Source organism: Achromobacter sp. 77, assembly GCF_020541125.1.
GTDB classification, from domain to species: domain Bacteria; phylum Pseudomonadota; class Gammaproteobacteria; order Burkholderiales; family Burkholderiaceae_B; genus Achromobacter; species Achromobacter mucicolens.
The window spans coordinates 1490077-1515518 of the sequence record NZ_CP059848.1 but is presented as its reverse complement, the minus strand read 5'-3'; the positions used below and the strand labels follow the sequence as shown (position 1 = coordinate 1515518).

Sequence of the window (25442 nt, the reverse complement as noted above, 5' to 3'; positions counted from 1 at the left end):
GCTCCCCCCTACGGGATGTAGCCGAGCGTCACCCGGTCAATGCCGTTGTTGTCGTACACGATCACCTGCTGCGGCGTGATACGCATGCGACCACCGCCAGGAAGGGGCGAGTTCAGCTCGAACGTGCCAGTCTTCGAGAGACGCCAGCCGGTCACGCCCGCCACGTAGTCGTCGGATTGAATGTAGGCGCCGATCATGGCGTTCGTGATAGTCCCGTTTTTGATGAACAGGCTGTTCAAGAACGCCGTGTCGTTTGCTACGTCAAAGATGAAGGGCGCGTGCAGTTGGCCATTGATCGAATTGAGAAATGCAATCGTGTCAGCCATCACAAGGAACTCGCTACGACTGGTGCCGTCAGGGTTAATCGCAGCGCCTAGCGCCACGCCGGTCTGTACGACCCGTCCATCGGTTCGAACCTGCGTTTTCACTTGCCAGCTCGACGACAACGCGCCATCCAGACTCGCGACAACAGAGGCCGCTTCCTCGACGGTCGCCTCCATCCCAGTCACCGCCGCGGACAGCACCGTCAGGCTATTGGCAGTTGCCTGGGTCAGATCCGCCGTCACCTGAAGCTCTTGACGAATGATCGCCAGGTTTCCCGCCGTCTGCGCGGCCAGGGAGGTCGTGCGCTTTGCCTCGCGGTAATCGCCCTCGTTGATCACCGAGGTCGTCGTCACCGTTCCGACGAAGCTGTCGCCATCATCGCCTGCGAACCACTTTTGATCGAGCACGTCGTCACCGGCTAGGTCGCCAATGATTTTTTCCAGCACGTCCTCGGTAACGCCTGCCTGAATTTCCCTGATCACTCCAGGTGCGAATTGGCCCTCGCCGAGTCTGCCTTCCAGGTAGTCCAAGATCGTCTCGGGGTCCTGGTTCGGCTTTCCAAACACGCCGGCGCTGGACGATGCCGGGTACCACTGTCCTGCCGTGCCGTTCTTGTCGATCAGCCGGATCCAGAACCACATCTCGGTGGAGTATCCCAGGCCGTACAGCGTGTAGGAGGTATCCGGATAGGACACCTGGGTAACCACATAGCTGTCAAAGAAGTTGTTGGTCAGGCTCGCGCGGATCTCCGCCTTCTCAAGGATGTTTGGCGTGTCCGGGTAGGACCAGTTCAAGCGGATCGCCATAATCTCGCCAGTCGTGACGAGCGACGTGACAACCGGCGGGCTGCCGATTACGCCGGACAGCGTCGTCAAGGGCGAATAGGCCCACAGCGACGGAACATCCAACCCGTTGATGGCGCGGACGCGAACTACGTAGTCCCCGGAGTAGATATTCAGGATTTCCGCGAGCAGGGTTCCCGTGCGCGGCATCTGCACCCAGTCACCACTGTCGCGGCGCCACTGCACGTCATAGGAAACCGCGTTCTCCGCTGCCTCCCAGGTGATCTCGGCATTGTGCCGCGTGATGCCTTGGTGAAACGTCGCGAACTCGGCGATCCTGACGTTGTCGGGCGCAAGCTGGGACCGTGGCGGTACCACGCTGACGGGCAGCGGGTCCAGCCGTGCGCCGTTGTCAATGGCGGCGAACTTCCCCGGGTGATGAAACACCCCGGACACGTCAAAAATCGTGCCCTCATTCCGTTCTTTCACCGAAATGACCCGCACATACTGAGCGACGAGATCATCCGCGTCCACGGACCAACTGGCGTCCGCAACCGGTGCCGCCGAAAAGGCTGGGCTGACAGTGACCACCCGGTCGGATACCAGCGCCACCCGGCGCCGCTCTGCCTGGCCGCTCGGCAAAATCACGGTCAGAGTGTTGCCGGGCTGGATCGGGTGATCTCGATCCAGCGTCACCGTCGAGGCCGAGGCTTGACGAACCAAGCCGCCGATCCGGCGCCCAGCCCTGTTCTGATCGGCGATCTGGATTATGCTCCCCGGCTGCGGAATAACCCCTTCGAGGCCCACGGAGAAGGACACCCCGCCGGTCTCCAAGCGCGACGTATACAACTGATACAGCCCTACGCGCTGGGCCTGGCCACGGGACGTACATCCGAAGGCCGTGACTTCGGTTTTGCGAATGCCGAATCGGAAAATGCCGTCATCGTCATTCACCACTTCGACCTTGGCACGGTAGAAATCGCTCGGGTCGTTCCAGGACACCAACGCCACGGTATTGCGGGTCGAGATGTCGGCCCCCGTGTAATTGAATTGGGAATCGAGCACCTTGCCATTCGGGTAGGTGTAGACCGGATCGCTGGGCGCGTCTGCCACGGCCAGAACTTGGCCGTTTGCCCAGTACGCCATGCCACGAAAGACGCTCGCCAGATCGTTGATGACCTTGAGGGCATCAGCCCGGCCCTGGATGTAGCAGTTGCACGTGAAGCGCGGCTCTTGCCCACCTTGCCCGTCTGACACCAATTGGTCGCAATACGCCCCGATTTGGTACAGGGCGTAGCGGTCGATCATCGACGCATCGATCCGGTCGCCCAGGCCGTATAGCTTGCTCGTGACGAGGTCGTAAAAAATCCACGCCGGGTTGTCGGTCCAGGCGCGCTTGAACGATCCATCCCACACGCCGGTATAGGCTCGGGTCTCCGGGTCATAGTTGCTCGGGACACGGATGATCTGACCCTTCCAGCGATACGCCCGCGTCGGGATGCTCTGGTAATGCGCGGCATCGATCTTGATACCGACCAGCGCGGTCATGGGATATCGGAACTTGCCGTCAATCACCTCCGCAAAGCTCATTACCTTCATGGCATCGGCAATGGCGGTGTTGTTAGCCTCCGCCGTCAACCTGCGCACGCGAATTGTCCAACCGGCGTTCGTGGCCGGCAGCTCGACCCGGTGCGTTCGGCTATACCCACCCACCGACTTGCCATCAACGGTGGTGGTCAGAACGTTTTCGAAGGCGCCGCTGCCAACAGCGAGGTCGATTGCGTACTCGATGACGTAGCCGACGCGATCGCCAACGTTCTTGCCAGACTCGATGGCTTTCATGAGCTGGGGCCATTGAAGCGTGACGCGAACCGCCGACAGCTCGGGATTGGTGATGAGCTGCGTCCACGGTTGAGTGGTCTTCACGTCCGCGCCCACCGCGGTCACGTCTGCCGACGCGGGGAAGCCGGCAATGTGCTCCTGGTCCTGCGTGCCGTAGCGGATCTCGACCTGCACATTGGGAATGTTGAGTGTGCCGTTTTCGTTCTGGATGGGCGTTCCATCCAAATAGATGCACCGCAGTGGCTCTCCCGGGTGGACTGGCCCAAACACTTCGCCGTTGCTGATCACGTCCAGCAGAACGGCGTAGGCGGTGCTATGCAGGCTGTCGGGCTGCTCAACGGGAGTTCGAGCGCTCCCGCCCCCCTTCCCGCCGCCACCCGAGCCTACGATGCGCATCCCGCCTTTGCGCTCAAGCAGCTCAACCGTCATTGCTGATCCTCCGAATACATATCGCCGGACACCGTCACGGACCCGATGGTCATCTCGCCGTAGAAGACCGGAACCGGGTTTCCTTGCGCCGTGACGTTGACGGGCCCGTTGAAGTTGTAGGAGGCGCCGTTATCCGGGCTGTCAACGCTCGACAATCCGCCCTGCTGCTTCGTCAGAAGCTGTGACACGCCGCCCAGGATCATCCCCACGCCCAGCATGAAGGCCATCTGCCCCGCCACGCTAGAGAAGGCAATCGCACCGCCAGCGGCAATTGACGCGCCCCCGGTGAAGAATGCCGCCGCCACCAGGACGGCGCCCAGGATGATCTGGAATGCGCCCCCACGACCGGACCCCTGGATCACTGGGGCGATGCGGATGTCATCATGTCCAACAGGAAAGCTCAGCCCGCCCTCGGCAATGTTCTCCTTGCCAATGAAGCAGGCATATCCGATACCCCGGTCCTTGCTTTCGTAGAGGGCGGCCTGAAATCCCGGGACCATCTGGCACAGCGCGCGGATAGCACCCGCCGTGTCGTTGCACACGAACCGATGGACCCGGCCGAATTTTGCGCCCAGCCAGCCGTACAGACGGATCGTCCGCACGCGATCGGGCGCAAAAGAACCCGCGGAAGCGGGCTGTCCCATCGTTGCTGCACTCATCTCGCATACCTCACTATCATTCGGGTTATGTCGGCCCAATATCCGCCGTACACCACCCTCTCCGACAGCCGCGGCATGGCGTGATGCAGCATCGCGCCCGGCACGCGGTGCAAGCCCGGCTGCGACTTAAGATCGGCGTCGCCAAGAAACACGCCTCCGTGGTTTGTGCGATCGCTGCGGTATTGCATCAGCAATACATCGCCATACCTGGGCCCGTCACTGACTTGAACGAACCCGGCTGCTTGGAAGTTGTCCAGGTAGATTTCGCCGCGCTCCGGCTTTTCCCACCAGCGATCTGGGCGAACGAAGTCAGGCAACGTAATGCCCATCTCGCGCTGATAGAAGTCTCGGATCAGCCCGTAACAGTCCAGAGATCCATGATGGAAATTCCGACCCACCAATGGCGCCACGTATCCGCTCGGCGCGAACGACTGCCAGTGCGCGATCACCGGCGCTTCATCGCCCGCGTTCTTCTTCACGCTGACGATGTGCCACGGCAGCCCCGTCGCCTCACAACTGACCAGATCGACTTCGGTCGGGGTCGCGTCCCTGTCGATGTGCGAATGAACAACAGCGATGACCTGGCCCTGGTCCTCTGCCGCGGCGTAATCCTCGCCCGAGATGACGAAGTCTTGCCCATCCTCGGCCATGTTCCTGCAGGCAATGAACCGCTGCTTGGCGCCATCGGCGACCAGCAATCCGCACGCCTCGCGCGGGTAATCGCGCAAGGCATGCGCCTCGATTTTCCTTCTGATCGCTGCGCGCATCATCGAATCCTATCGGCGCTCGGAAAGCCGCCAAAAGAAAGGGGTTGCCATTCCCCGAAACGTCGCTTGCAGTCCGAGACACGCCCACCGCATTTGTCCTGTGAAGGGTCAGAAACGGGGTTTCCATCACGATCGAACATCGCGCTGCCGGTGTAGCCGCAATAGGCCCCGCGGTAACCGCCCTCAGGTCCGTCGATGACCAGCCAGCCGCACTTGCCTGCGATGATCTGCCGTCGCGGCAACTGGACGCCCTCGAACTGAAATGGAGAGGTCAGCACGAACGTCACGGCCTGCTTGGTCTCCAGCCGCTTCTGGGAGATGGTCCACACCTCGTCCGGCAGGTGCGCTGTAGGATCCGCGCTCGGGTTCCCTCCCTCGAAGTTCTCCGCATCCAAATACTTGGTAAACGTGCGCCGGCGGATCAGCTTTGCACCGACCAGGTCGTCGAGCGCGAGGCAGAGCGCCGTGACCACGCCCGGTATTGGGTTCCCTTCGTCGTCCTGCCCAATGTTGCCCACAGACACCTCGGGGAGAGGCTGCTCTCCATTGCCGGTACGCTCGAAATTGCGACCTTCGATTGCCCACGGGAGGTACGTCTTTCCCTGCCAGACAATCGGCCCGTCTCGGTGATTGTGGTAGCGCTCAGTGCTACCACCGATGCCGGTGCAGTCGATCTCGAACCCGACAAACAGGTTTCCTGCGTCCAGCTTCTGTACTTCGACTGGAACTGACATATCCTCACCTCACACTGCGCCGATCTGTTGAAACGTGACGGAAACGGTGTAAACGCCACCTCCCACAGGAACCGGGTTGTAGCCGACCGCCTCGTACACACCTTGGACGCCGAGTGGCGGGGTCCAATAGAACGCCATAACGCCAGCGTGACGGTCCAAGAAGTCCAACATCGGCGCCAGCTCCTGCGCGCTGCCCTGGAACTGCAGGGGCCAGGATTGCATCTTGTTGTTGATGCCATCGCCGACCGCCTGCCTGTATCCGTCACCAAACTGGGCCACAGTGCGCCGGAATTTGATCTCGCCCTGCGGCGAGTTGATCGGCCGCCACGAGAATGTTTCTTTGCTCAAGATAGCCCTCCGTTCTGTTGGCGCCAGGCCAAGCCCCCCGGGCGGTAGCTCTGCACCTGGAACTGCTGAATCCGCTCATCCACGAACCTGCCCAGCTCGTCGCCGAACGATCGGTACTGATCGGACGAGGCCGAGGAGCTGACGTTTCCGTCGGAACTCACATTGACCTGAACATTGACGACGCTTCCGCCACTGGAACCTCCGGCCGCCTGCTTCAGCGGGGTGACGTAGCCACCGTTTGCACCGCTCATCAAGTAGGTTTCCCCACCCTCCGAGTACAGCTCTGGGCCCAGCTCGTTGACGCGATAGAGCGAATTGGCAGCGGTCGGGCCCCCAGACGCCCTCGCCCCGGCTACCGAGCTCCAGCCCGTCATCGTCATCCCATCTGTGCTGCCAACAGCCGCCATGCCGGTGCCCTGGTAGCCCGCGCCGGCGCTCACCCCGGCAGAAGTGACGCCCCCTATTGCAGCGCCGGCAAGCGTGGTGAAGATGCTGCCCAAAAACCCGGCAGCCGCTTGGCGCGCTGCAATCCGCGCCATATCAGCGATGACCGACGTGGCGAAGTCCTTGAAAGACAGCTTGCCGGTCGTGGCGAATCGCACGATCGCATCTTCCATCCCCTGAAAGGCATTCGAAAACAACGTTTTCGTCTGGCCGGCTACGTTCGCGGCGGAGTCCAGATAGTTGGCCAGCGCTGATGTTGCACCGTTCTTCCAGTTGCCCTGCGCTTCGCGGACCTGGTCGAAATACTGCTGCTGCATCGACAGACGCAGATCCAGGTGTTCTTGCAGGAGAGCGGTCTAGCTCCGGTAGGTCTCCTGCGAGATCTGACCCGATGCCATCGAGCGGTCGAACTGCGCCTGCTGGCGCTGGTAGTCCCGCAATATCGCCTGACGCGCGCGAAGTTCCTCTTGCGCACGGTCACCCAGCCCAACGCCGGCCACCTGGTCGGCATACTGTTGCCGCTCCAGATCCCGAGTGCCGGCAAGGCTAGCGCGCAGCGCTTCGACCTTGGCGGTTTCCCGCTTGGTGCGAAGCTCCTGCTCGGCGGCCACATTCAGATCAAGCTGCCGGCGCAGCAAGTCTTCCTGGGCGAGTAGGCTCTTTTGGTCGGCCGTCAGGACCTTCTTGTCCTTCAGGTATGCAATCTGCTGCTCGAACTCGGCACGCTTCTGACCCCAGGTGGCAAGCTTGCCCTCGCTGGTGATCTGAGCCTGAAGAGATGCCTCCGCCTCGCGATATTGCTGCAGAAGCTTGGTTGCCGCCGGGTCCGAGTACGCCTTTTGGGGACTCTTGTCCTCGTACCGGCGCTCGATGGCGGCACGGGCGGCCTTGATTACCGACGCGTCAAGCGTTGTGCCATCTTTCTGCGCCTTCGCAATCCGGTCGTCTAAGTCCTGTAAGTCCTTGCGTCGCTTTTCCGCTTTTGACGCGCCCTCGTCAATAAGCTTGGATATCTCTTTCCGTGATTGAATCGCCTCGCGATTGACCCGGACGAGCTCAGCCTCCGCTTTGGCGGCATCTTCCGCCTCCTTCTTCTGCGCGATTACAGCATCACGACGCGCTTCGGCATTCTTGAGGCCTTGCCTTTCCTTCTCGCTTATCGTGGCACCAGCTTCGGCCGCAATGCGGATATTCTCCGCACGCTGACGCACCTCTCGTTCCAACTCGCGAAGCGTCTCATCAACCGTGCTCTCCCGGCCGATGTCCAGCATCTTGTCCCAAGCCCATGACGCAGCTGCGCCTAGCTTGTTCCAAGCCGACTCAAGCGATCCCAGGTTTTGCTTTTGCTCTGCGGTCCGCCCCGTAAGCTCCGCCGCCGCTTGCCGCGCGACCAGCTCAACAGCCTCTTGCGCCCGCCCCTGCTCCATCAGCGCCTGAACCTGCGCATAGATCGAACCGGTCAAGATCCCATAGCGCTCGTTGAGGTCAACAACCGCCGCCACGGGGTCCTTGCCGAGCTTTGCGAAAATCTCGACTGTGCTCTCAATCCCCGTGCCAACCGCGCGCTGCATTTCAGCAGCGATAAGTGCCACGTCCGACAGTGCGGTACCGGAAAGCTTCCCGGAGGCCGCCACGGCGTTCAGGGCTTGAACTGCTCGCGAATGGCTTCCGGTAATCTCGCCCAGGCCACGCGCCATCGCGACGAGATTGCCCGCCGTTACACCCGCGGCATTGCCGGTCAGGATTAAGGAATCGCGGAAGTTCTCCGCTTCGGAAGATCCTTTTACCCAAGCCACTGCCACCGCTGCTGCCGCCCCTGCCGCCAAGGTGTACGGATTGATGAGGCTCAACAGAGCGCCGCCCAACGCCCGCGCCGCCGGCACGATGCCGCCAAACATGTCTTTCAGCTGGCCGCCCTGCTGAAGCAGAACGGTCAGCGGCTGCTGCCCGCCTTGCAGCGAAACAACGATGTCAGTGATCTGGGCAGGCACCCCCCTCAGCGCGGCAGCCTGTTGCGCAGCGCTAATCCCGTACTGGTTAATCTGCTTGGTCGCACCAACCGCAGCGGTGCCGGTCGCGGCAAGCTTGGTCTTGATCTCATCCAGGATCGAGGTCGGAACGCCCCGCAGCGCCGCGTTATAAAGGATCTGCTCCTTGCGGGTCATGCCAATGGTGTTGGCCTGATGGATCAGCGAATCAACGCGCCGTCGCTCCGCAGCCGTCAACTTGGCATAGTCAGCTTGAGCCGACTGCGCCATGTCGGAGGTACTACGCTTGGCCGAAGCAACCGCGGCGTCAAACTGCGAGGTATCGACGACGATATCTAGCCGCGCGGTGCCAATGCTTTCCTGTGCCATGTTCAACTCTTATGGAAGATTTCCAGGGCCGCCCGCTCGATGATCCGAAGAACGTCCATGATTTCCTGCTGCGCCGCCCTGGGAAGCTCTTGACGGTCCAGGTCGTGATACAGGACCCCGTAATCCAGCCCTATCGGCCCTCCCGCTCCCACACGCCACTGCGTGTAGTTGCGCGTGAACAGGTTGAACGCCGGCACGTGCTCCGGCCAGAGTTCGGCGCAAGGCCGGGGAAAGTCGCTGAGCTTTAACCCGGCCATCGCTAACGTTGCGGCTGATGGCGGCTCCCAAAGGAACGCCGCCACAGCCTCAGTCAGTTTTTTTTGCGCTCGACCCGGATGGCGTCGTTGAAAGCGCTCGCGATCGCCAGATCGGCGCCGGGCTGATGCTCGCAGAGCAAGTCGATCGACTCCTTGCTCACGGCCATGTCGGCGTCCCACTTTTCGATCAGCAGGAGAAGCAGGTCGGCGGTCGAAATTTCATCGGCCGCCAGCTGCTTCATCAACGCGTCGTACTCCTTGCCGGTCATGTGGCGGTACGTGACGTTCAGTTGCTGCTCGCGCCCCTGGCCGACGATGGTGATGCTGGCGTCGATGGTCGGGTTGGATTTGATCTTGAACGTCATTACGCGGCCTCGTAGCGGATGGGATCGGCGATGAGGGAGAAAACCGCCGTGTTCTGAAGGTTCTCGTTCACTTGGCCGACGGGGACCTTGTTGAACGAGGGATAGGCGTAGTAGAAGAGCGTCGAGCCGTTGGGCAGCACGCCGCGCACGACGACGGGCTCGCGCAAGCGGTCCGCCTCGATCAGCGCCGCATACCAAGGCTTGTCCGGGTCGTAGTCCAGCGAGACCGTCATGGTCATCGCGTTCTTGAAGGTCGGCTTCTGGCGCTGGCGGCTGGTCGGATCTTCGACGTACTGATAGTTGAAGAACTGCTGGTCGCCGCCGGCCATCACCACGTCGCGCACCTGGTCCAGATCTACCCAGGAACTGACTTCCTGATAGGAGCCAGCGCCCCCGCCTGCCGGGAACAGGACGGTACTTACGGTGTCCACGCCTTCCAGCTCGAAGCTGTCGGTGTCTGCATTGGCGCTGCGCGCCACGGTCTCGCTCAGATTGGTCCACGCCGATTTCAGAACCAGGATGGAGCCGTCTTCCGGCGGCGCAACCGCGGAGGCAACAGCCGGATTTGCATTGGAGATGGCCGAGATGGCGGCGGCCGCGGCGAGCGCCGTCGAGATGGAATACCGCGTGCCGTTGATGAAGATGGAAGACATTTGTGTTCCTCAAATGAAAAAACCCGGCGCGCGGCCGGGTTCGATGTAGAAGCGGGGAAAGTCAGGAGGGAAGGAACCAGATACCGAAGTCCTGGCGGGTGCCGTACTTCTTGATGGCCTCTTCGTAGAGGCTGGTGGGCGAGCCATACGGCTCAACAGCAGGAAAGTCGCTTTCACACAAGGCGGTGCCGATCTGTTCCGCGATGTCACTTGCCTGCGCCCGTGTGGTGGCCCATACGAAGACCTGCAAGCGCTGATGCCGCTTCTCGCGGCGTTTGCGCTCCACGTACCACTGTTCTTGCCCGCCCGCGCCCTGGTAGACGATGAGCGGGAACACTGGCTTGTCCGGAGTGACATCTGGATAAGCACGACCGCCGACCAACGGCCCCAGCACTGCGAGCAACTGGGCTTCAAGTGACATCACGAACCTCCTGTCCTGCCAGGAGCTCCGGCAATCGTTGCCGCCCGCGCTGAATCATTGCCGCCTGTGCGCGAGCTGAGGCAGCCTCATACGCCGGCCGCAGGAACGGATAGGCGGGCACCCACTTGGGCGTTGCAAGCTTGCGGCGCTTGTCGGTCACATAGGTTCCGTCGGCCTTCTTGATCACCGGATAGATCTGCCAGTGCCCGAACTCCACCAGGTGGCCGTGAGGCGCCTTACGCTTGTTCCAGGTGACGGCGTACTGGACTTCTTGATCTGTCGAGTACCGCTCCCGGAAGGCAAGGTAGATGGCGGCGCCCAAAACGCCGTTGTGCGTGTTCACCCGCGCCTTGGCCTCATCTCGCAGCACCTCGCCGCCAGCAACGGCCATTGAGCGCGCCAGGCTGACCCGTGCGGGTCCCAGCAAACGATCAAGGCCCGCAGACCAGCCGGAGGTGTCAAACGTCGCCTGCAGCCCCTTAGCCATCGCCGCCACCCTGTTCGCAGATCACGTCCGTCCATTCGCGGCCCGCCAGGTCCATGCGAACGTTCTTGATGTCGAATGGGTCGCCAACCGGGACGCCGTCCTCCAGTTCAAGCAAGCGCATGCCCTGGTCAAGCCCGCGGCGAAAGCGGATCCGGAAGCTATAGGCGTTGATCGACGCCCCCACGTTCTCCTGGTTGCGCGTGATGGAACCCATACCGGTCTGGCCGCGAGGGTCCGCCCACACGGTGGCCACTTCCACCCATGCGCCATTTGGCTGGCCCGCGTCATCCGTCCCGGTCTCGCGGCGTTCAATTCGCACGAGGCGGCGCAGACTTCCAGCAGCGATGCTCATACGCCCAACCCCACTCGGTTAGGCTGCAGCAGCGCCTGGGCGCCGACCGGCAGCGTGCGAGAGTCGGGGCCTTCCTCGCGGTTTCGGTACAGGCTGCCGGCGATCAGCAGCACGGCGGCACGGACTGCAGGGGTCACCACCATCGGATCGTCGCCCGCAGTTCCCGCCAGGACTGCTGCAGCCAGCGCGTCCGCAGTCGCGTACACGCGGCGATTCAGATACGCCTGCGCGTTCTCTTCCGCAGTCGATCCGTAGACCTCGAGCAGAGGATCATCCGTGGTGTCCGCGCGGCAGTGCGAGCGAAGTAGTTCGATGGTGACCAGTTCCATTCATGCCCCCGTGGACGAGATGGCCACTTGGATCGCCTCCAGGACCGACTTGCGCGCCTTGCCAGACTGCTCCGCAGTCAACAGGTCCGGCAGCAAGGTCGGATCAGCGATTCCGGCGAGTGCCGCGATGATTTCGGGCGCGTTCTTCGACAGCAAGGCAGTGTGATCTCCTGCCGGCGGGTCGCCCGCCCCCTTGTTCTCCGGCGGCGGGTTCATCTTGTTCTGAGGCGCCGGCGCGGCCTTGTCTTCGATTTCGGCGATCAGGCCGAGCCGAAGCAGTTCTCGCGCGCGTTCGCCCGACACATCGATCGGGCGCCCGCGTCGCTGGTATTCGCTCCCGTTGAGGAAGCCTTTGCGTGCGATAAACGACATGACTTGCTCCTGTTGAGCGGGCCGCGGCTGGGCCCGGCCCGCTCATCTGCTGGTGCCGCCTTACGGCGTGGTGTCGGCAAACTCGCCGTGGACGAACGACTCGGGGCGGTACACCGCCATCGCCAGGCGTTCCTCGGCGCGGATCGTCACCATGTTCTTGCGGAAGTTGTCGCTGTCTTCCGTCGACACTTCCACGGCGGCGTCTTCACGATCGAACACCTGGGCGGCGATGTTGAAGGCGCCGACCAGGAATTCACCTTCGGGCACGGCGGTCGTGTCCACAACCGGCAGCTTCCAGAGGCGCGGCACGCCACCTTCCACCACGTTGACCCAGATGTAACGGCCTTGCTCGTCCTTCTGGAGTTCGATGTCCGCCCAGTCCACGGGGTTGAGCACGATGCCGCTGGCGCGGTATTCGGCGATGCGGACCTGCAGAATCGCCCGGCGCAGCAGGTCGATCTTGGTGTCGCCGGCCTGGCGCAGCGATTCGTTGAACGGCGTCGCCTGCGGGATCAGGCCCAGGAGGTTCTGACCGGTGCCGTCGCCGGCAAGGATCTGGTTTTCCTCGACGTACTTCAGGCCGAATATCGCGCGACCGTTGATGTAGCTCTGCAGCAGCGGGATATCGGCCAGAACCTGCTTGGAAGCCAGGAACCAGTGAGCGATCGTCTTGACCGTCGTGGTCTTCAGCTCGAAGGACAGGTCCGATTGCGGCTTGAGCGCCGTTTCGGCTACCGGAGCCGCCATGTTCTGGAAGCCCGACTCCTGCACGAACTCGACCGAGTTCGAACCGGTACGGCCCGGCATGATCAGGTCGCGGATGGTGAAGGGGCGATCCGGGCCCGAGATGATGCCAGGCACGCGCGTCGGCTGAATCGCGGCGCCCACGCCACCGGTGCCCGTGGTCGAGCTGGTGATGCTGGTGACCGCCTTGACGTTCATGCGAGCGATGCCGCGGCCCTTCGCGGCCAGGCCGGTGAAGTCGTCGGACTCGGTGAACTGCTCGCCGATGGACTTTGCAGCCTGGCCTTCATCGGCCGCGCCGCGGCGGGCCATCTTCTGCTCGAGCTCGACCAAACGCTCGTTCAGAGCGATACCGCCCTTGGAAAGCGTCTCCAGGATGCCCTGGGTGTCCGACAGAATCTTGCCGTGTTCCTTGATCTCGGACGAGGCCTTCTCGGCGAAAATCTTGATCTCTTCGTCGCGCTCGTTCAGCGCCTTGACCAGCGCCTTGATTTCCAGGGTGTCATCCAGACGCCCCGCGTTGTCGGCGGACTTGCGGCCGAATTCGTGCTTGTGTGCCAGATTGGTATAGCGGCCCATTTGTGTACCTTTAAAAAGTCGGGAGTTGAAGCCGGCCGATCTGCTTGATCAGTCCAGCGGTTGCTTCTTTCGCCTCGCCCCCGGACTCGCTCCGGTCAAGCAGGTGTTTCAGCCCTCGGTTGGCGATCACCGCGGCCTGAGATTTCGAGAAGCCTGCCTCGCGCAGGAACCGCTCAAAATCGGGAAGGTCCGGCATTCCCCCGTGGGCGATCCGGGCCTTGATTGCGTCAACGCGTGCCTCCTCGTTCGCCGGCGCCGTCACGATGGAGATTTCCACCAGGTCCAGGCGCTTGAGCGTGCGGATGCGCGTCTTTTCGTCGTAGCTGTCCTCGCGCACGTAGTAGCCAATGGAAAGGCCCGTGATCGCGCGCGTCTTCATGCCGCGATATGCGGTCTTGGCGTAGGTGGCGTCATCGAGCCAAAGCTGGCCGGTGCCGTGCAGCCCGTGAGCGTCTTCCTTCAACTGGTCGATGTCCCAGTTGCCGATGGGTTCACCGCTGCGGTGCTGCCATAGCACCGGAAAGGTTCGACCCTTCGCCCGGGTCTGTTCGATGCTGTCCATGAACGCCCCCGGGGCGACCACTTCGTTGTACGAATCGACGACGCCGAAGACTGAGCCGTAGCCAGAAAAAAGGCCGTCATCCTGGACGGCCTTTACGTCGTAATCGAACGAACGGATGTGCATCGCTGCGTCTTTGCGCTTCATGTCTTGTCCTCAAATGTCGAAAGGCCGAGCCAGGCGGAGAACGCCGACTTGGCTTGCTCCGCGCCGGCCGTATCGCCCAGCTTGTCGATCGGCAGCAGGTTGGACTGCACGGTGAGCACGTCGGCATTGCCGCCGCGCGGCGGCAAGTTCTCCTTCAGGCGGCAGTCATCGCGGGTGTAGATGCCGTTCTGCGTCATCACGGAATAGAACGCCGCGCGCGCCGCGCTGTCGGCTCGCAGCAGGCCTTCGACGTTGAACTTGGCGAAGTACTGCGGACGCTCAGCCGGTGCCAACAGGGACTTGCGGATGGACTGCTCGATACGTGTGAGCCATGGTCGGAGCGAGAACGACAGGAACGCGATCATCTGTTGTTCGATGCCAGTTCCCCAGCTGCTGGATTTCTCGGTATGCCCCACCATCCAGGGCGGCACGCGGAACCAGCGGCAGATCTCCTCGACGTTGAACGCGCGGGTGGCGAGCAGTTGCGCATCCTCGGGGTTCATGGGCACCTGCTGGTACTTCATGCCAGCCTCGAGCACCATCGTTTTGCCCGAGTTCATCGCGCCGGCGAACTTGGCCGACAGGCTGTCGCCCAGCTGTGTGCGCTGGTCCGGGTTCAGGATCTTGTCCGTGGATAGGACGCCCCCCACATTCAACCCATTGGCGAAGATCTTGGCGCTTGCCTCGTCAGCCGCCAGGGACGCCCCTATCACGTTGGCGCCGTACCGGATCGTGGACATGCCCAACAAGCCGTCCAGGCTGAACGCGGCGATATGCCACATTCGCTCTTCGGGAATCACCCGATGCGTGCCGTCTATGTCGTTGTATCGGTATTCGATCGATCCATCGGCCAGCCGCCGGACCTGCATCCGCCACGGATAAAGCAGATCGATTGCAATGACCCGCCCCTTGCTCATTCGCTTCTCGGCGAAGGAGTTGCCCCACAGCAGTAAGCAAGCAACCAGCACTTCCCAGAACTGCACCGACGTCATGTCGGCGTTGGGCTGGTGGCGCAAGAGCGCATACAGCTCCATGTTCGTCGCCTCAACCGCTTCGCGCCCTTCCCTGCGGTACAAATCGAATGGCAGCGTCGCGATCGTCTCCGCCAGGAGCCTGACGCAGCTCCAAACGGCCGACAGCGTCAGCGCCGACTGCGCCGTCACCGCCTTGCCGCTGGCAGATCCTCCGCCGCCCCACGCAGCCCAGAATGACGTATCCGTCAGTCCAAACTTGCGTCCGATCCAGTCGCTTACGCTCGATTTCACGCCGTCCGGCGCCGCCGACCTGACGGCGGGAGCAATGCTGCGGGCCAAAACCTTCGAAAACGAGCTATTGGCCATGCGTCACCCCTCGGATGCCGCGAAGCAGGTAGATCGCGACAACAAAAGTCACGACCGCCCCGCTGATGAGGCACCAACCAGGGCCGGCCAGCAGGTAAACACCGCCGGCGAGCATGGCAACGCCTGCCAGGAGCAAGAGCACCAGCAGAATGATTGCTGCCTTCATAGATTTATCCGATAACGATAGGGTTTGCGAAGAACCCGTCCAGGCTCTGAAGCCCCCGCGGCTCAGGGTTGAGCGACAGGAGGAAAACGGCGTCAAAGAGCGCCATGAGCGGGTCGATTTTTGCGCTGCCGGAAACCTGCTTGTTGATGGCGATCGCGTTTCCTTGCGGCACGGTCTTTGCATTCCCGACACACCAGGCCATCAGCGGCCGCCCCCCGTGCAGCATTTCCTGCCCGGCAACCTTGCGCTCTGTGGTTTTGATCGCGCCGTTCAGCCGCCAACCCTGCGAAATGGCGGTGATTTCTTCCAGCGTGAAGTCGCGCCCGGGACTGGTGAGCTCGTCAACGATGTCTCCAATACCTGACCCGTCCACGCCGATGCACAGCTTTTCGGGCAGCAGGCCGCGATCCCGCACGCGGCAAACGATATCGGCCACCTCGGCAACGTCGTCACCGGGCCGCTCAACGATCTTCAAGTCGCCCTGCTTCTCGAAGTCCTGTAGAGCCGGTGCAATTTCAGCCCTACGCTCGAGGACGATCTTGTGCGCCCAGGCGCGCCCCCAGTGCAACCAGCGGCGGGTCCCCGTTTCGCGACCGACCAAAGCGAAGCCCAGCAGATCGTCCAGTCCACCGCCATCGATGCCGACCACGACCACTTCGCAACGGTCCAGGAACGAGTCCAGCTCGGCCAGGGCGGGATCGCCCTGCGCTTGCCAAAAGTCGGCACCAGCCCATCGGTCCGATCGCAAACTCAGGCCGATTTGCACGTTCAAGTGCTTCGCCAGGAACTTTTGGCTTGACCCGTCGCGCTTGACGATGTGCTTCTTAAGCTCGTCCTCTAACCATTCCGCGCTGACGGATCGGCCAAGGTTCGGATTGGTGATGTAGAAGTTCTCGGGCAGCAGGTATGCCTTCGCCTCGACCATTTCATCCGGGAACTCGTACAGAATGCCCAGGGTCTTGCGATCCTCGACCTTCCCGTCGCGCACGTCGCGCCAGTAGTCGAGCTTCTCCTTGAATACCCCGGCCGGTGGGTCATCGCTCTGCGTGGTCAGGTAGATCACCCATCCCTCATCGCGAGAGACCTGGCCGCCAAGCGCCTCCATGAACATCGCCGCGGCATTCGCACGCTTGCCGAAAAGCCACAGCTCGTCCACCAAGACTCGGCCGGATTTCTTGCCCGATACCGTGTCGGTATCCGCGGCAACAACCTTCAGGCTGTTGCGCGTCACGCGATGGGTAATGGTGCGCACGTGATCCTGGACGTGGAACATGTCCGACAGTTCTTCGTCGGCCCGGATCATTGCGGCAGCCGGCTTGAAACTGTTGTCTGCGACTTCCTTAGTCGGCGCCAGGATCAGATGTTCCTCTTCTTCGCGCCAGCACATGACCAATGCAGTCAACATGATGCCGGCTGCAATCGTCGATTTCGTGTTCTTCTTGCTGATCAGCAGTCCGTACTCCCGGATCAACTGCTTCCCCGTGGCCGCCTCATATCCTCCGAAGATGGCCCGCACGAAGTCAAACACCCAGTCCTCGCTGCACTCCCCGAAAGTCGGTTTTCCGGGCAGGTCCACCACGCGCAATTGCTTGAATATCCCTAAGGCGTATTCGGCTTGGTCTGGGAAGATGGGCGGCGGGATAATTGACTGGCGCGCTCGCAGGCGCGCCGCCCAATCCGGGCATGCGGTTGTCCAGGACATGAATTAGCCCTTCCCGACAACACGCAGGTGAGTCGGAGGCGGCGGCGGAGCAAATCGCCCGCCAGTTGCAGCCTTGTTGGCTGCGTCCTGCTGTGCGCCTTTCTTCCCCTTCTCGGCGATCTTTCCGTGCGTGAATGGCATCAGTGCTTTGGCCGCCTCCAGCCGAAGCTTCGGTTCTTCTCCGACGTCGTTCATGATGGCTACCAGCACCGCCCGCGGATCCGAGGTAAGCCCGAGCGCTTTCAGACCGATCCCGTCCATTGAATCGGTGTCGGTCTCCGCGTCCTGCGATCCGCAATCCGGCGTTGCCGGCTGCCTTTGATCGAGCTTTTTGTTAACCGGTTTTTTGTTAACCGATTTGTTAACTTCGACCGTCCGTCCGAGTGCCGCCAGGACATGCTTGTCGCGCATCAATCGTGCGGCTGCTTGGGCCGCTCCGTTTTCGCTGTAACCCGCATGGATAGCGGCTTTCGCACCGGATAGACCCGACAGCAGCGCGTCAACGAATCGGCGCTTTTTGTCGGTTAATGCCATAGGTTTTGGTTAACAAATGAGGGTTAACAATTTTCCAAAATGGGGAAATTTTCTGCGCGTGAGGGAACAGGTGGTTTCCGGGAGGCGAATCCGCCAGACTTTCGCCCCGCCCCCCCTGACTGCCGTCCGCCCTGCCCTATGGCGATGCCCCGCAGACACGCGCACGGGCCCCACAGGACGCGCCGCCTGGGCGGATGCGCTTCGGACACTGCCCCGTCACTGCGGCTCCCTACGGCCTGTTCCTGTACCCCATGTCCTGCCGCGTCTTTGCGTCATGGCATCCGACCTTGCGCCCGTGCGCATCGCGCGAGACGCACAGCACCTGCGTGTTCTCGTCCACGTCTGCGCCACCATCATTCAGGCTGACCTTGTGATCCAGCTCGAAGCCGTAGGGGTAAGTGGTCAGCGCGCCGCAGTGCGCGCAATGCGGGCCAGCGGCCCAGACGCGCAAGCGACGGTCTTGCAGCTTGCGGCCCGTCATGCGCTTGGTGCTCGGCGTTGGCGCAGCGGCCAACCTGGAACCGGCCATTGCAAGGCGCGGCTTGAGTGTCGTGAGCTTCATACCCGCGCTCTCCCCTGCCGAACCTGCGCCGCATAGGCACGCGCCACAGCCGAGATTGCATCCACACGGGAGACGAACTGAGCCATGTAGTACGCACGACGCTCCCGCCGCACGCCAACCTCAAACACCGATAGGCCCTTCAGCTTGTGCCGATACATTCGCATGCAGTCATCTAGAGCCTGTCGCGCCGCCAGACAGAATGCCGGGTCAACTCCTGCGTACTTCGCACGCGTAATGTCTTGCCGCGCGGCTGCGGCTGTTTCTCGTAACATGTCCATCCCTCCGGAAAACCACTTGCATCGAGGCGGCAATGACAAAGACAGAATGCGAACGCGCCATCAGACAGTTGTGCCACCAGTGGAAGCGCGCCCACCATGCCAACGTCAGCGTCCAGGACGTGAGGTTCTCCGACTTTTGTGCCTGGCTGGAACAGCACCACCCAGAGCTACTGCAATTCCGCTCCGTTATGCCGGCCGTCGATCTTGCCGAAATGTGGTTTGACCAGGAGTTCCGACAGACGTGGCGCAACTAGGTCAGGTCTCAAACCCATCTTCTTGCTGATATTGCCGGGTGCTATCTACAGCACACCGCCCGGCGGCGATGATCAACCACCCGCACGCCATGCCCAGCGTGCGGACCCTCGATAGCGAGAGGGAGCAGAGATAAAAACGTATGCACAGAAAGTCCTTGCGCGTTGGATTTAATGTGCATACAATAACTACATGGACATCACATTCGACCCCGCCAAAGACCTGAGCAACCAGCGCAAGCATGGCGTTTCGCTGGCCGAAGCCGAAGAGTTCGAATGGGATGACGCCCTGGTGCGTGAAGACATGCGCCGCGAGTACGGCGAACGCCGCATGATCGCCCTGGGCTATATCGATGTGCGCCTGTACTGCGTCGTGTACGTGGACCGCAACAACGAACGGCGCATCATCAGCCTGCGCAAGGCAAATTCGAGAGAGGTGAACTTGTATGCCGAAGCTTAAGCCGGGGACGATTGTCCCCACCCGTGAAGAAGATGAGGCCATCAACCGCGGCATCGCCGCCGATCCGGATACCTACGAACTCGGTACTGCCGACCTGAAGCAGATGAAGAAGATCGGGCGCCCAAAAGCCGAGGTCACGAAGGAGCGCATCACTATCCGCCTGTCACCTGATGTAGTGGAGGCCTTCAAGGCCTCCGGTACAGGCTGGCAGACGCGCATTGATACGGCCCTGAAGGACTGGCTCAAGACGCATCGCCCGGCTTAGTCAGCATCTCGCCAGCTCTGGATTAGAAGCTCCCGTCGCGGCACGCCGGCCCCGCCGCCCACCGTGTAGCGGATGTCTAGTACCTGCATGGGTAGGCCCGTGAACGCCTCCCGCATCTTCGGGTGATCGTTGACGCTCACAATCGCACGGCCTTTCATCGTGCGCATGGCTTCCGCCATGGCCGCATACTCATCCAGGCCGAAATCGACGCCATAGCCCGCCGTGTCCCAATAAGGCGGGTCCATGTAGAAGAGCGTGTGCGGGCGGTCGTAGCGCTTCACGCAGTCCCGCCATGGCAAGTGTTCAACGTAGATGCGCGCCAGCCGAAGATGCGCTGCTGACAGCGTTTCCTCCATCCGTAGCAGATTGAGGCCGGGCGGCGCAGTTGTCGCCGTGCCGAAGCTCTGCCCTTCCACCTTGCCGCTGAAGCAGTTCTGCATTAGGTAGTAGAAGCGCGCCGCGCGCTGAATGTCGGTTAGCGTCTCCGGCCGGGTTTCCTTCTGCCACTTGAACATCTGCCGGCTGGTCAGCGCCCATTTGAACTGACGCACGAACTCTTCCAGGTGGTGCTGCACCACGCGGTACAGGTTCACGAGGTCGCCGTTAATGTCGTTCAACACCTCCACCTTGGCCGGTTCCGGCCGCGCGAACAATAGCGCCGCGCCCCCGGCGAAGGGTTCCACGTAGCACGTGTGCTTGGGGAAATGGGGAAGAATCTTGTCGGCCAGACGGCGCTTGCCACCCAGCCAGGGAATGATCGGTTTTGCCACTTGTGAGCGTCCATGTAAACTGGCCGCCGCCTGTACAGGTAGGGCGGCCTTGGGTCGGTCACGGGCCTGGTCCGTGTATCGGCTGTCAGTTGGGGAACTCGCGATTCCTCCACTGTCGCCGCCTTTTAACGAGCAAAGAAAATATGAGCGCACTCCACACTGCTACCGGGCAACCTTCACCTAGCCCCGCGTGGAAGAACCATCTCAAGGTACTTGGCGTAACCGCCACCGTGTTGGGCGGATTGTTGGGAGCAGGGGTAACGACCTACTCTGCGGGATGGAGCGCTGCCAAAGACCAAATTTCTGACGAGTTGAATGCGCGAAAGCTCGCGGAAGAGCTGGACCTGCCTAAAACGCTCGCGGAAATGCGAACGCTGTCAGCGACATTGGGCCAGCAGGTCTTCGACCGAGCGGAGTATGAGCGGTTGAAAGCCGACGCGCACGGATACCAATCAAGGCTCGACAATCTTACGAAAGAGGCCGACTCTCTCCGGGCCGAGAATGGGCGTTTACGCTCAAGCTTGCAGGCGTACACAGGAGACACTCTCGAACTGCCAGTCAACTCGCCGCACTTTGTCACGCAAAAGCGACTTACATTGACAGTACGGAACGTGAGTTACCGCGGCTGCAGTATCCAAATAGGTAGGCACTCCGAGCTTCTCAACCTTGGCGAGTACATCACAACCGCCGAAGACCCGAAAAAGCGAATTACGTTGTTGGGTCTCTCAGAAACTTCTTGCAGATTCGCGATCACGGACGAATAAAAAAACCCGCCTGCTTTCGCATGGCGGGTTAATTTCGACGCACTAATGCACCGTATCCGTTAGCGAGGAATCTTGGGGGAAAAAACCCCATCCGTCAAGTCGTTTATACGTCAGGCCCTTCGGCGATCCACTTGCATGCCTTCAGCCGGTCGCCCAGCGCTCGATACGCCTGCTGATGAAGGCCCGCGCCCTTCTGGTCCACGCCCCCGAAAAGCCAGCGCTTCAGCTTCGCATGGTGCGCGGAAGCAGTTTTTTCGTCCACATCGTACCGCTCTGCCAACTCCGAAAGCGTCACCTTCGCGCCGAACAGCCGCTGGATGAGTGCCGACCGCAATCGACCATTGGACACGCAACCGGACAGCGCCCCCGATGCAGCTGCGCTCGTCAACACGCTCATCGCGTCTTGCCATTCCGGGTTGACCTTCCAGCCAGAGCAGCACGCAATGCCACACCCGCACGAGATTTGCGCCGGCGCGGCGTGTGCCACTAGAACGGCCTGATCGATGGGACTGAGCCGCGCCAGTTCCGCGCGGATCATGCCCGCCTGGCCTGCCCCATCAAGGCCGGAGAGGCCTTTTCCGCCCCCAAGTGTCGTCCCGGCCGTCAACTCGCCTGAGGCAATCTTGTTCATCAACGGCCGGTCATACTGCTGCATCGAAAAGTTCAGGGCGAACGTAAGCGCCGCATGTGCGCTAGCAAACAGCGGCACCGCCTTAGCCGCCACGGCCGGCACCGAAGGCAGGCGGGAAAGAGTCATTGTCGTCATCAGATAATCCCCGGGGAATAAGTCACTTTCGCGGGCAGCATTTCCCGCATCCATTGCATAGCTGCTTCCCATCCCAGGGTGACGGTGTGCCGCCCCCGGACAGGAAAAATCTTCGGGTTCACGTCGTGCGCGTCGACCATCACGGCTTCGCCGCGCGCCCCCGTCTGTCTGTAGATCAGCACCGGCACGCCCGCTGCCCCCGCCTGCTCCATGGCCTGACGCCACCAGGCAGGAAGGCAAAGCACGTTTGCGTGCTTGCATTCGATGCTGATACGGGCGAAGGCCGGTTCGTCGGCCACCACGTCGCTATCGCCGGCCTGATTGCGGACGCGACGGCGCCAGGTCGTTCCAGTCGCTTCCGTCAGTAAGTTGGCCACCTTGCGCTCAAAGGCCGCGCCTTTGTTCCGTTGCATCGCGCTCATGCCGCGCCCCCGCCGTCCGTCGGCGCACCCACTGCGGCCTGGGCCATGTTCAGCACCGCCAGGGATGGCACTCGCCCGCCCTTCCGCTGTGCTTCGGCCAGGATTCGCTTTGCCCAACGGCGGGGATTGCGACCAGAATCGTTCAAGATCGCGCCCGCACCCATCGCCTTCAGTTCCTTCGCCGCCTCTTCAGGCGTGGCCTGCGTGGCCCCCGGAGCAGGCAGAGCAACGGCCGGCGCGGGGATGGCAGCCCATTCGCTGCGGCTCAATTCCTCCGAAAGAGCGCGCTCCCATCGGGACTGCATGACCGAGTAGCCGCAGTTCAGCAGGTCATGCGAACCGACGCGGACAGCCGCCCAGTACACCGCCGGATGAGTCCATTGCCCCATTTCGCCACGCCGGCGCGCGGTCATCCCAGCAACGGCGTCGTGAAAGGCGTTCTCAGGAATCAGGCCTGGACGGCATGCCCGGATGAACTCGCCCACGGCGGGCGGCCAGTCGGGGAACATGCGGCGGCACGTGCGCAACCCTTCGGCCACTTCCTGCGGCGTCACGCGATCATCGTCCAGCGCCTCGGCCCATGCCGTCTTCCAGTTCTCGATGCTCTGCATGTCCGGGAAGTCCTTCAGCCAGCGCCCCCCGTACGTGCCCGACAGGCGATTCCAAAGGTGGTCGATCAGCGAAATGCCTTCCAGCTTCGCCAGCGGCACGGCCCAGCCGGCTCGCTCACTCGTCGATTGTGCGACCGTCGTCATAGTCGGTGCCTCCATGGGTGCGATTGCGGTTTACGTAGTCGGTCGGATTGAACTTGCCGGGACGCTGCGCGCCCCCAGCTGCGATGCCACTCGGGGCGAACAGGCCTTGCCAGCTTTTGCCGATGGCGTTTTCGATGACCGCGGCGGGCGTGTGCCCCTGCTGGCGAAAGGTCGCCAGGTCCTTGACCTGCTGCCGTGCGGCTTCCTCGGTCAGTGGTTTGCGCAACTGCACGCGGTGGCGCACCCAGCGCTCCCACAGTTCCGCATCCAACCAGGCGGGCAACTCCACACGCATCGGATCGAACCCCGCCGAGCGCTTGCGCGCGGGTGACGGTTCTTGACGGTTCTTCTTTTGGTTCTTGACGGTTATATGCGGGTGCAACCCACTGCACCCTTTTGCGTCGTCGCTTGCACCCTTTGCGCCGTCAGTTGCACCCTTTGTGCTGCCGTTTGCACCCTTTTCCGCGCCCTCCGAAAAGGGTGCAATTTTTTCGTCTGCCCCTTTTTCGTCTTTCTTTGCAGGCGGAATTGCTTCTCCCCCGGCAAGCCACTCCGGCGAAATCCGATACTCCGAAGCTTGGCTGCGCCCACCGTTCCCAGAGTTCACAGCAATCAGCCAGCCGGCTTCGCGCATGCTCTTCAGTTGATACTGCACCGCGCGGACGGACTGGCGGGTCTTGACGGCCAAGGTCTCCACATAGGGAAAAATGTGCGTCCCGTCATCGTGCGCGTGGTCCGCCAGGGCAAGAGCAAGCAGCAGCTCGCCCCCTCCGTTGCGGTAGCGCTCGAACACGGCGCCGAATACCTTTGCGCTCATTGCGCCCCTCCATACAAAAGTTGATACCCGCGCTCCGCCTCTTCGGGCCATTTGCCCATAGCGATGATTCGCAAGCGCGTAAGGCGCAAGCCGGGGATGAAATAGGCGAGCTTCTGTTCCAGCGGTGCTGGCGATTGGTCGATAAACCAGTGGCAAGGGCCGCAGCCGAACGCAATGGCCCAGTCGTGCGCCTTGATGCCCTTCCCTTTGCCGTCGCGCAACAGGTTGGAATGGCAGGCCACCGTGGTATCCGTGCCGCCCTGGCAGTACCTGGGCACGCGCAGCAAGCATTCCTCGCCTTTGGCAAGGTCAAGCAGCGCCTGATTGCGGTACACGGTCTTGGGCGGCTTCTTTCCCTTCTTGCGTGCCTTCATTGCGACACGTGCCGGCGGCATGGGCGTTGCGCGCATCATCGGCGCACCACGCTTCAGCGGCGTCTTTGGCTTCAGGGGGGCCTTGCGCGTCAGCGACATGCCGCCCCCGCCTGTTTCTTGACCCGATACCAGGCCGGGAGCTTCCACGCGTTCACGCGGCGCTTGACCAACCCGGCCCGCGCCGCGTCGAAAACGAACGAATCGACCGCGCATGCCGCAGCGACTTCCCGGGACGTGCTGGACCAGGGTTCGACGGCTTTCATGGCAGGCTGCACGATGGCTCGCAGCGCAGCGACGTCCACACGACCCCGCGTGTCAATGATGGCCTGACGGACCTTCTCCACCGTTTCAGGTGGCACCTGGTAGCCCCGGAACATGTGCAGGCAGTCAGCCATAGATGCCGCTCCACTTCACGAACGGCTTGCGCACCGCCTCGTGGAACATGGCCGCTGCCTGGGCGTTGTGGTCCAGCTGCGCGCGGCTTGTGATCCCGCACGCGTCCCGAACAAATTGCGCGGCGTGCTGGCTTGCGCTCACGCCCTCGGGGGCGGCGCCCACGCGGGAGACAACCCACCGCTGAAACTTCGCGCCGTTGCACATCATTGCAGCCGCGCGCGACAGCGCCGCCCCCTTCTGCTCCGTGGACGGCACGCGCGGCCGAACAGGTACACCTGATGATCCGCGCTGCATCATTGTTCGGCCATCCCGCTAAGGCGACGGGCGACGGCCGCAACCGCTTCCATCAACGCGCGGCCCGCAGCGTCTACGCGCAGCATTTCCTGCTGGTCGACGCCCCCATCAGCCAGGGCGTCATACACCTCATGGCCGAACCTGCCGTGGGCGATCATCAGCGCCGCCACCTGCTCCAGCACCGACATGTCGCTCTCCCCGCAGGACTCGGGAGCCTTGACCAGCAGATAGCCGTTGCCATGCGCGAAGGCGGCCAGGATGCGCACATCCCCCGTCATTCGCACAATGCGGTCGGCCTCAGCCAGCGTAAGGTGATGCGTGGTGTTGTTGGGGTTGACCTTGTTACGCAGCACGGCCGGCGACATTCCAATAACCGCCCCCAGCGCCTCGCTGCCGCCCTTGTAATCATGCACCGTCAAATCGGCCGCAGTGGTGATGTTCATCTGTGAATTTCCTGAACGTATCTATTGCTGAGCAGCGGCCTTACGATGCGCTGCATGGAAAACGACTCTCAGACGTCAAGCGGTCCGATCTGGACCTTTTCAGTAGGATTGGGGGCGGTGGCGGGTACTTCA

34 protein-coding genes are annotated in these 25442 nt (G+C 62.1%); 3 read left to right on the top strand and 31 right to left on the bottom strand.

Translation table 11 applies throughout. The annotated features are described in order from the left end of the window. Window positions 1–8 precede the first annotated feature (8 nt). From H4P35_RS06910 to H4P35_RS06805, 22 genes are all read right to left on the bottom strand, one after another. Entirely contained in the window at window positions 9–3377 is a 3369-nt protein-coding gene (locus tag H4P35_RS06910; RefSeq protein ID WP_226848512.1) for a host specificity protein J, read from the bottom strand. Beyond that, on the bottom strand, window positions 3374–4036 hold the full coding sequence (locus H4P35_RS06905) for a tail assembly protein (protein ID WP_226848511.1): 663 nt from the start codon (window positions 4034–4036) through the stop codon (window positions 3374–3376). The genes H4P35_RS06910 and H4P35_RS06905 overlap by 4 nt, the downstream gene beginning before the upstream one ends. Next, window positions 4033–4803 carry a C40 family peptidase gene (locus H4P35_RS06900; RefSeq protein WP_370638959.1) on the bottom strand — a complete coding sequence of 257 codons (771 nt, stop codon included), beginning with the start codon at window positions 4801–4803 and terminating at the stop codon, window positions 4033–4035. The genes H4P35_RS06905 and H4P35_RS06900 overlap by 4 nt, the downstream gene beginning before the upstream one ends. Then, window positions 4803–5537 (bottom strand): phage minor tail protein L, encoded by a 735-nt coding sequence (locus H4P35_RS06895; RefSeq protein WP_226848509.1) that lies wholly within the window; start codon window positions 5535–5537, stop codon window positions 4803–4805. Before H4P35_RS06895 ends, H4P35_RS06900 begins: the two co-directional genes overlap by 1 nt. Before the next feature lie 9 nt (window positions 5538–5546). Beyond that, complete coding sequence (locus tag H4P35_RS06890) at window positions 5547–5885, bottom strand: phage tail protein (protein ID WP_226848508.1); 339 nt, start codon at window positions 5883–5885, stop codon at window positions 5547–5549. Further along, complete coding sequence (locus H4P35_RS06885; protein ID WP_255616267.1) at window positions 5882–6646, bottom strand: phage tail tape measure protein; 765 nt, start codon at window positions 6644–6646, stop codon at window positions 5882–5884. Before H4P35_RS06885 ends, H4P35_RS06890 begins: the two co-directional genes overlap by 4 nt. Window positions 6647–6685: 39 nt before the next feature. Further along, a complete protein-coding gene (locus H4P35_RS06880; protein WP_226848507.1) occupies window positions 6686–8686 on the bottom strand; it encodes a phage tail length tape measure family protein in 2001 nt (666 codons plus the stop codon). 2 nt (window positions 8687–8688) lie between these two features. Beyond that, window positions 8689–8943 carry a DUF1799 domain-containing protein gene (locus H4P35_RS06875; protein WP_226848506.1) on the bottom strand — a complete coding sequence of 85 codons (255 nt, stop codon included), beginning with the start codon at window positions 8941–8943 and terminating at the stop codon, window positions 8689–8691. Between the two features lie 53 nt (window positions 8944–8996). Next, on the bottom strand, window positions 8997–9308 hold the full coding sequence (locus H4P35_RS06870) for a phage tail assembly chaperone (RefSeq protein ID WP_226848505.1): 312 nt from the start codon (window positions 9306–9308) through the stop codon (window positions 8997–8999). Next, window positions 9308–9961 (bottom strand): phage tail protein, encoded by a 654-nt coding sequence (locus H4P35_RS06865; RefSeq protein ID WP_226848504.1) that lies wholly within the window; start codon window positions 9959–9961, stop codon window positions 9308–9310. Before H4P35_RS06865 ends, H4P35_RS06870 begins: the two co-directional genes overlap by 1 nt. A gap of 61 nt (window positions 9962–10022) precedes the next feature. Continuing rightward, a complete protein-coding gene (locus H4P35_RS06860) occupies window positions 10023–10382 on the bottom strand; it encodes a DUF3168 domain-containing protein (protein WP_226848503.1) in 360 nt (119 codons plus the stop codon). Beyond that, complete coding sequence (locus H4P35_RS06855; protein WP_226848502.1) at window positions 10372–10869, bottom strand: HK97 gp10 family phage protein; 498 nt, start codon at window positions 10867–10869, stop codon at window positions 10372–10374. Before H4P35_RS06855 ends, H4P35_RS06860 begins: the two co-directional genes overlap by 11 nt. Beyond that, on the bottom strand, window positions 10862–11221 hold the full coding sequence (locus H4P35_RS06850) for a head-tail adaptor protein (protein ID WP_226848501.1): 360 nt from the start codon (window positions 11219–11221) through the stop codon (window positions 10862–10864). The genes H4P35_RS06855 and H4P35_RS06850 overlap by 8 nt, the downstream gene beginning before the upstream one ends. Continuing rightward, on the bottom strand, window positions 11218–11550 hold the full coding sequence (locus tag H4P35_RS06845; RefSeq protein WP_226848500.1) for a head-tail connector protein: 333 nt from the start codon (window positions 11548–11550) through the stop codon (window positions 11218–11220). Before H4P35_RS06845 ends, H4P35_RS06850 begins: the two co-directional genes overlap by 4 nt. Next, on the bottom strand, window positions 11551–11922 hold the full coding sequence (locus H4P35_RS06840; protein WP_226848499.1) for a hypothetical protein: 372 nt from the start codon (window positions 11920–11922) through the stop codon (window positions 11551–11553). A 60-nt stretch (window positions 11923–11982) separates the two neighbouring features. After that, window positions 11983–13245, bottom strand: a complete 1263-nt coding sequence (locus tag H4P35_RS06835) for a phage major capsid protein (protein ID WP_226848498.1) — start codon at window positions 13243–13245, stop codon at window positions 11983–11985. Between the two features lie 10 nt (window positions 13246–13255). Continuing rightward, window positions 13256–13951: an HK97 family phage prohead protease gene (locus H4P35_RS06830; protein WP_223574991.1), complete on the bottom strand. Its 696-nt coding sequence runs from the start codon at window positions 13949–13951 to the stop codon at window positions 13256–13258. Continuing rightward, a complete protein-coding gene (locus tag H4P35_RS06825; RefSeq protein ID WP_226848497.1) occupies window positions 13948–15291 on the bottom strand; it encodes a phage portal protein in 1344 nt (447 codons plus the stop codon). Before H4P35_RS06825 ends, H4P35_RS06830 begins: the two co-directional genes overlap by 4 nt. Continuing rightward, the gene (locus H4P35_RS06820; protein ID WP_191578589.1) at window positions 15281–15457 is read right to left on the bottom strand and encodes a hypothetical protein; all 177 of its coding nucleotides are present in this window, start codon (window positions 15455–15457) and stop codon (window positions 15281–15283) included. Before H4P35_RS06820 ends, H4P35_RS06825 begins: the two co-directional genes overlap by 11 nt. A 4-nt stretch (window positions 15458–15461) precedes the next feature. Next, window positions 15462–17159 (bottom strand): terminase large subunit, encoded by a 1698-nt coding sequence (locus H4P35_RS06815; protein ID WP_226848496.1) that lies wholly within the window; start codon window positions 17157–17159, stop codon window positions 15462–15464. Window positions 17160–17162: 3 nt separating this feature from the next. After that, window positions 17163–17693 carry a terminase small subunit gene (locus tag H4P35_RS06810; RefSeq protein ID WP_223574985.1) on the bottom strand — a complete coding sequence of 177 codons (531 nt, stop codon included), beginning with the start codon at window positions 17691–17693 and terminating at the stop codon, window positions 17163–17165. 229 nt (window positions 17694–17922) lie between these two features. Then, window positions 17923–18255, bottom strand: coding sequence for an HNH endonuclease (locus H4P35_RS06805; protein WP_226848495.1), 333 nt, complete (start codon window positions 18253–18255; stop codon window positions 17923–17925). Between the two features lie 722 nt (window positions 18256–18977). Here H4P35_RS06805 and H4P35_RS06800 point away from each other — a divergent pair. Together H4P35_RS06800 and H4P35_RS06795 are read left to right on the top strand one after the other, a co-directional pair. Beyond that, window positions 18978–19244, top strand: a complete 267-nt coding sequence (locus H4P35_RS06800; RefSeq protein ID WP_149064077.1) for a BrnT family toxin — start codon at window positions 18978–18980, stop codon at window positions 19242–19244. Next, window positions 19231–19509 (top strand): BrnA antitoxin family protein, encoded by a 279-nt coding sequence (locus H4P35_RS06795; protein ID WP_226848494.1) that lies wholly within the window; start codon window positions 19231–19233, stop codon window positions 19507–19509. Before H4P35_RS06800 ends, H4P35_RS06795 begins: the two co-directional genes overlap by 14 nt. On the opposite strand, the gene H4P35_RS06790 is transcribed toward H4P35_RS06795, so the two are convergent. Next, complete coding sequence (locus tag H4P35_RS06790; protein WP_226848493.1) at window positions 19506–20279, bottom strand: DNA adenine methylase; 774 nt, start codon at window positions 20277–20279, stop codon at window positions 19506–19508. The two genes, H4P35_RS06795 and H4P35_RS06790, sit on opposite strands and share 4 nt — an antisense overlap. A gap of 143 nt (window positions 20280–20422) precedes the next feature. Here H4P35_RS06790 and H4P35_RS06785 point away from each other — a divergent pair, with 143 nt between their 5' ends. Continuing rightward, window positions 20423–21043 (top strand): hypothetical protein, encoded by a 621-nt coding sequence (locus tag H4P35_RS06785; RefSeq protein ID WP_226848492.1) that lies wholly within the window; start codon window positions 20423–20425, stop codon window positions 21041–21043. A gap of 103 nt (window positions 21044–21146) precedes the next feature. Here the strand turns inward: H4P35_RS06785 and H4P35_RS06780 are convergent, their stop codons facing one another. From H4P35_RS06780 to H4P35_RS06745, 8 genes are read right to left on the bottom strand one after another with little or no spacing between them, the layout of a single operon-like run. After that, window positions 21147–21809, bottom strand: a complete 663-nt coding sequence (locus H4P35_RS06780) for a hypothetical protein (protein WP_226848491.1) — start codon at window positions 21807–21809, stop codon at window positions 21147–21149. Continuing rightward, window positions 21809–22231 (bottom strand): hypothetical protein, encoded by a 423-nt coding sequence (locus tag H4P35_RS06775; protein WP_226848490.1) that lies wholly within the window; start codon window positions 22229–22231, stop codon window positions 21809–21811. Before H4P35_RS06775 ends, H4P35_RS06780 begins: the two co-directional genes overlap by 1 nt. Beyond that, window positions 22228–22986 carry a replication protein P gene (locus tag H4P35_RS06770; RefSeq protein WP_226848489.1) on the bottom strand — a complete coding sequence of 253 codons (759 nt, stop codon included), beginning with the start codon at window positions 22984–22986 and terminating at the stop codon, window positions 22228–22230. The genes H4P35_RS06775 and H4P35_RS06770 overlap by 4 nt, the downstream gene beginning before the upstream one ends. Continuing rightward, complete coding sequence (locus H4P35_RS06765) at window positions 22958–23803, bottom strand: helix-turn-helix domain-containing protein (protein WP_226848488.1); 846 nt, start codon at window positions 23801–23803, stop codon at window positions 22958–22960. The genes H4P35_RS06770 and H4P35_RS06765 overlap by 29 nt, the downstream gene beginning before the upstream one ends. Then, window positions 23800–24276 carry a nuclease domain-containing protein gene (locus tag H4P35_RS06760; protein WP_226848487.1) on the bottom strand — a complete coding sequence of 159 codons (477 nt, stop codon included), beginning with the start codon at window positions 24274–24276 and terminating at the stop codon, window positions 23800–23802. Before H4P35_RS06760 ends, H4P35_RS06765 begins: the two co-directional genes overlap by 4 nt. After that, on the bottom strand, window positions 24267–24572 hold the full coding sequence (locus tag H4P35_RS06755) for a hypothetical protein (RefSeq protein ID WP_175234775.1): 306 nt from the start codon (window positions 24570–24572) through the stop codon (window positions 24267–24269). The genes H4P35_RS06760 and H4P35_RS06755 overlap by 10 nt, the downstream gene beginning before the upstream one ends. After that, window positions 24565–24870 (bottom strand): hypothetical protein, encoded by a 306-nt coding sequence (locus H4P35_RS06750; protein WP_223574971.1) that lies wholly within the window; start codon window positions 24868–24870, stop codon window positions 24565–24567. Before H4P35_RS06750 ends, H4P35_RS06755 begins: the two co-directional genes overlap by 8 nt. Then, entirely contained in the window at window positions 24867–25310 is a 444-nt protein-coding gene (locus tag H4P35_RS06745; protein WP_226848486.1) for a phage regulatory CII family protein, read from the bottom strand. Before H4P35_RS06745 ends, H4P35_RS06750 begins: the two co-directional genes overlap by 4 nt. Window positions 25311–25442 lie beyond the last annotated feature (132 nt).

Bases quoted from the DNA above. Each gene is read 5' to 3' on its own strand.
- H4P35_RS06910 (WP_226848512.1), bottom strand. From the start codon at position 3,377: ATGACGGTTGAGCTGCTTGAGCGCAAAGGCGGGATGCGCATCGTAGGC.
- H4P35_RS06905 (WP_226848511.1), bottom strand. From the start codon at position 4,036: ATGAGTGCAGCAACGATGGGACAGCCCGCTTCCGCGGGTTCTTTTGCG.
- H4P35_RS06900 (WP_370638959.1), bottom strand. From the start codon at position 4,803: ATGCGCGCAGCGATCAGAAGGAAAATCGAGGCGCATGCCTTGCGCGAT.
- H4P35_RS06895 (WP_226848509.1), bottom strand. From the start codon at position 5,537: ATGTCAGTTCCAGTCGAAGTACAGAAGCTGGACGCAGGAAACCTGTTT.
- H4P35_RS06885 (WP_255616267.1), bottom strand. From the start codon at position 6,646: ATGCAGCAGCAGTATTTCGACCAGGTCCGCGAAGCGCAGGGCAACTGG.
- H4P35_RS06880 (WP_226848507.1), bottom strand. From the start codon at position 8,686: ATGGCACAGGAAAGCATTGGCACCGCGCGGCTAGATATCGTCGTCGAT.
- H4P35_RS06875 (WP_226848506.1), bottom strand. From the start codon at position 8,943: ATGGCCGGGTTAAAGCTCAGCGACTTTCCCCGGCCTTGCGCCGAACTC.
- H4P35_RS06870 (WP_226848505.1), bottom strand. From the start codon at position 9,308: ATGACGTTCAAGATCAAATCCAACCCGACCATCGACGCCAGCATCACC.
- H4P35_RS06865 (WP_226848504.1), bottom strand. From the start codon at position 9,961: ATGTCTTCCATCTTCATCAACGGCACGCGGTATTCCATCTCGACGGCG.
- H4P35_RS06860 (WP_226848503.1), bottom strand. From the start codon at position 10,382: ATGTCACTTGAAGCCCAGTTGCTCGCAGTGCTGGGGCCGTTGGTCGGC.
- H4P35_RS06855 (WP_226848502.1), bottom strand. From the start codon at position 10,869: ATGGCTAAGGGGCTGCAGGCGACGTTTGACACCTCCGGCTGGTCTGCG.
- H4P35_RS06850 (WP_226848501.1), bottom strand. From the start codon at position 11,221: ATGAGCATCGCTGCTGGAAGTCTGCGCCGCCTCGTGCGAATTGAACGC.
- H4P35_RS06845 (WP_226848500.1), bottom strand. From the start codon at position 11,550: ATGGAACTGGTCACCATCGAACTACTTCGCTCGCACTGCCGCGCGGAC.
- H4P35_RS06840 (WP_226848499.1), bottom strand. From the start codon at position 11,922: ATGTCGTTTATCGCACGCAAAGGCTTCCTCAACGGGAGCGAATACCAG.
- H4P35_RS06835 (WP_226848498.1), bottom strand. From the start codon at position 13,245: ATGGGCCGCTATACCAATCTGGCACACAAGCACGAATTCGGCCGCAAG.
- H4P35_RS06830 (WP_223574991.1), bottom strand. From the start codon at position 13,951: ATGAAGCGCAAAGACGCAGCGATGCACATCCGTTCGTTCGATTACGAC.
- H4P35_RS06825 (WP_226848497.1), bottom strand. From the start codon at position 15,291: ATGGCCAATAGCTCGTTTTCGAAGGTTTTGGCCCGCAGCATTGCTCCC.
- H4P35_RS06820 (WP_191578589.1), bottom strand. From the start codon at position 15,457: ATGAAGGCAGCAATCATTCTGCTGGTGCTCTTGCTCCTGGCAGGCGTT.
- H4P35_RS06815 (WP_226848496.1), bottom strand. From the start codon at position 17,159: ATGTCCTGGACAACCGCATGCCCGGATTGGGCGGCGCGCCTGCGAGCG.
- H4P35_RS06810 (WP_223574985.1), bottom strand. From the start codon at position 17,693: ATGGCATTAACCGACAAAAAGCGCCGATTCGTTGACGCGCTGCTGTCG.
- H4P35_RS06805 (WP_226848495.1), bottom strand. From the start codon at position 18,255: ATGAAGCTCACGACACTCAAGCCGCGCCTTGCAATGGCCGGTTCCAGG.
- H4P35_RS06800 (WP_149064077.1), top strand. From the start codon at position 18,978: ATGGACATCACATTCGACCCCGCCAAAGACCTGAGCAACCAGCGCAAG.
- H4P35_RS06795 (WP_226848494.1), top strand. From the start codon at position 19,231: ATGCCGAAGCTTAAGCCGGGGACGATTGTCCCCACCCGTGAAGAAGAT.
- H4P35_RS06785 (WP_226848492.1), top strand. From the start codon at position 20,423: ATGAGCGCACTCCACACTGCTACCGGGCAACCTTCACCTAGCCCCGCG.
- H4P35_RS06780 (WP_226848491.1), bottom strand. From the start codon at position 21,809: ATGACGACAATGACTCTTTCCCGCCTGCCTTCGGTGCCGGCCGTGGCG.
- H4P35_RS06775 (WP_226848490.1), bottom strand. From the start codon at position 22,231: ATGAGCGCGATGCAACGGAACAAAGGCGCGGCCTTTGAGCGCAAGGTG.
- H4P35_RS06770 (WP_226848489.1), bottom strand. From the start codon at position 22,986: ATGACGACGGTCGCACAATCGACGAGTGAGCGAGCCGGCTGGGCCGTG.
- H4P35_RS06765 (WP_226848488.1), bottom strand. From the start codon at position 23,803: ATGAGCGCAAAGGTATTCGGCGCCGTGTTCGAGCGCTACCGCAACGGA.
- H4P35_RS06760 (WP_226848487.1), bottom strand. From the start codon at position 24,276: ATGTCGCTGACGCGCAAGGCCCCCCTGAAGCCAAAGACGCCGCTGAAG.
- H4P35_RS06755 (WP_175234775.1), bottom strand. From the start codon at position 24,572: ATGGCTGACTGCCTGCACATGTTCCGGGGCTACCAGGTGCCACCTGAA.
- H4P35_RS06750 (WP_223574971.1), bottom strand. From the start codon at position 24,870: ATGATGCAGCGCGGATCATCAGGTGTACCTGTTCGGCCGCGCGTGCCG.
- H4P35_RS06745 (WP_226848486.1), bottom strand. From the start codon at position 25,310: ATGAACATCACCACTGCGGCCGATTTGACGGTGCATGATTACAAGGGC.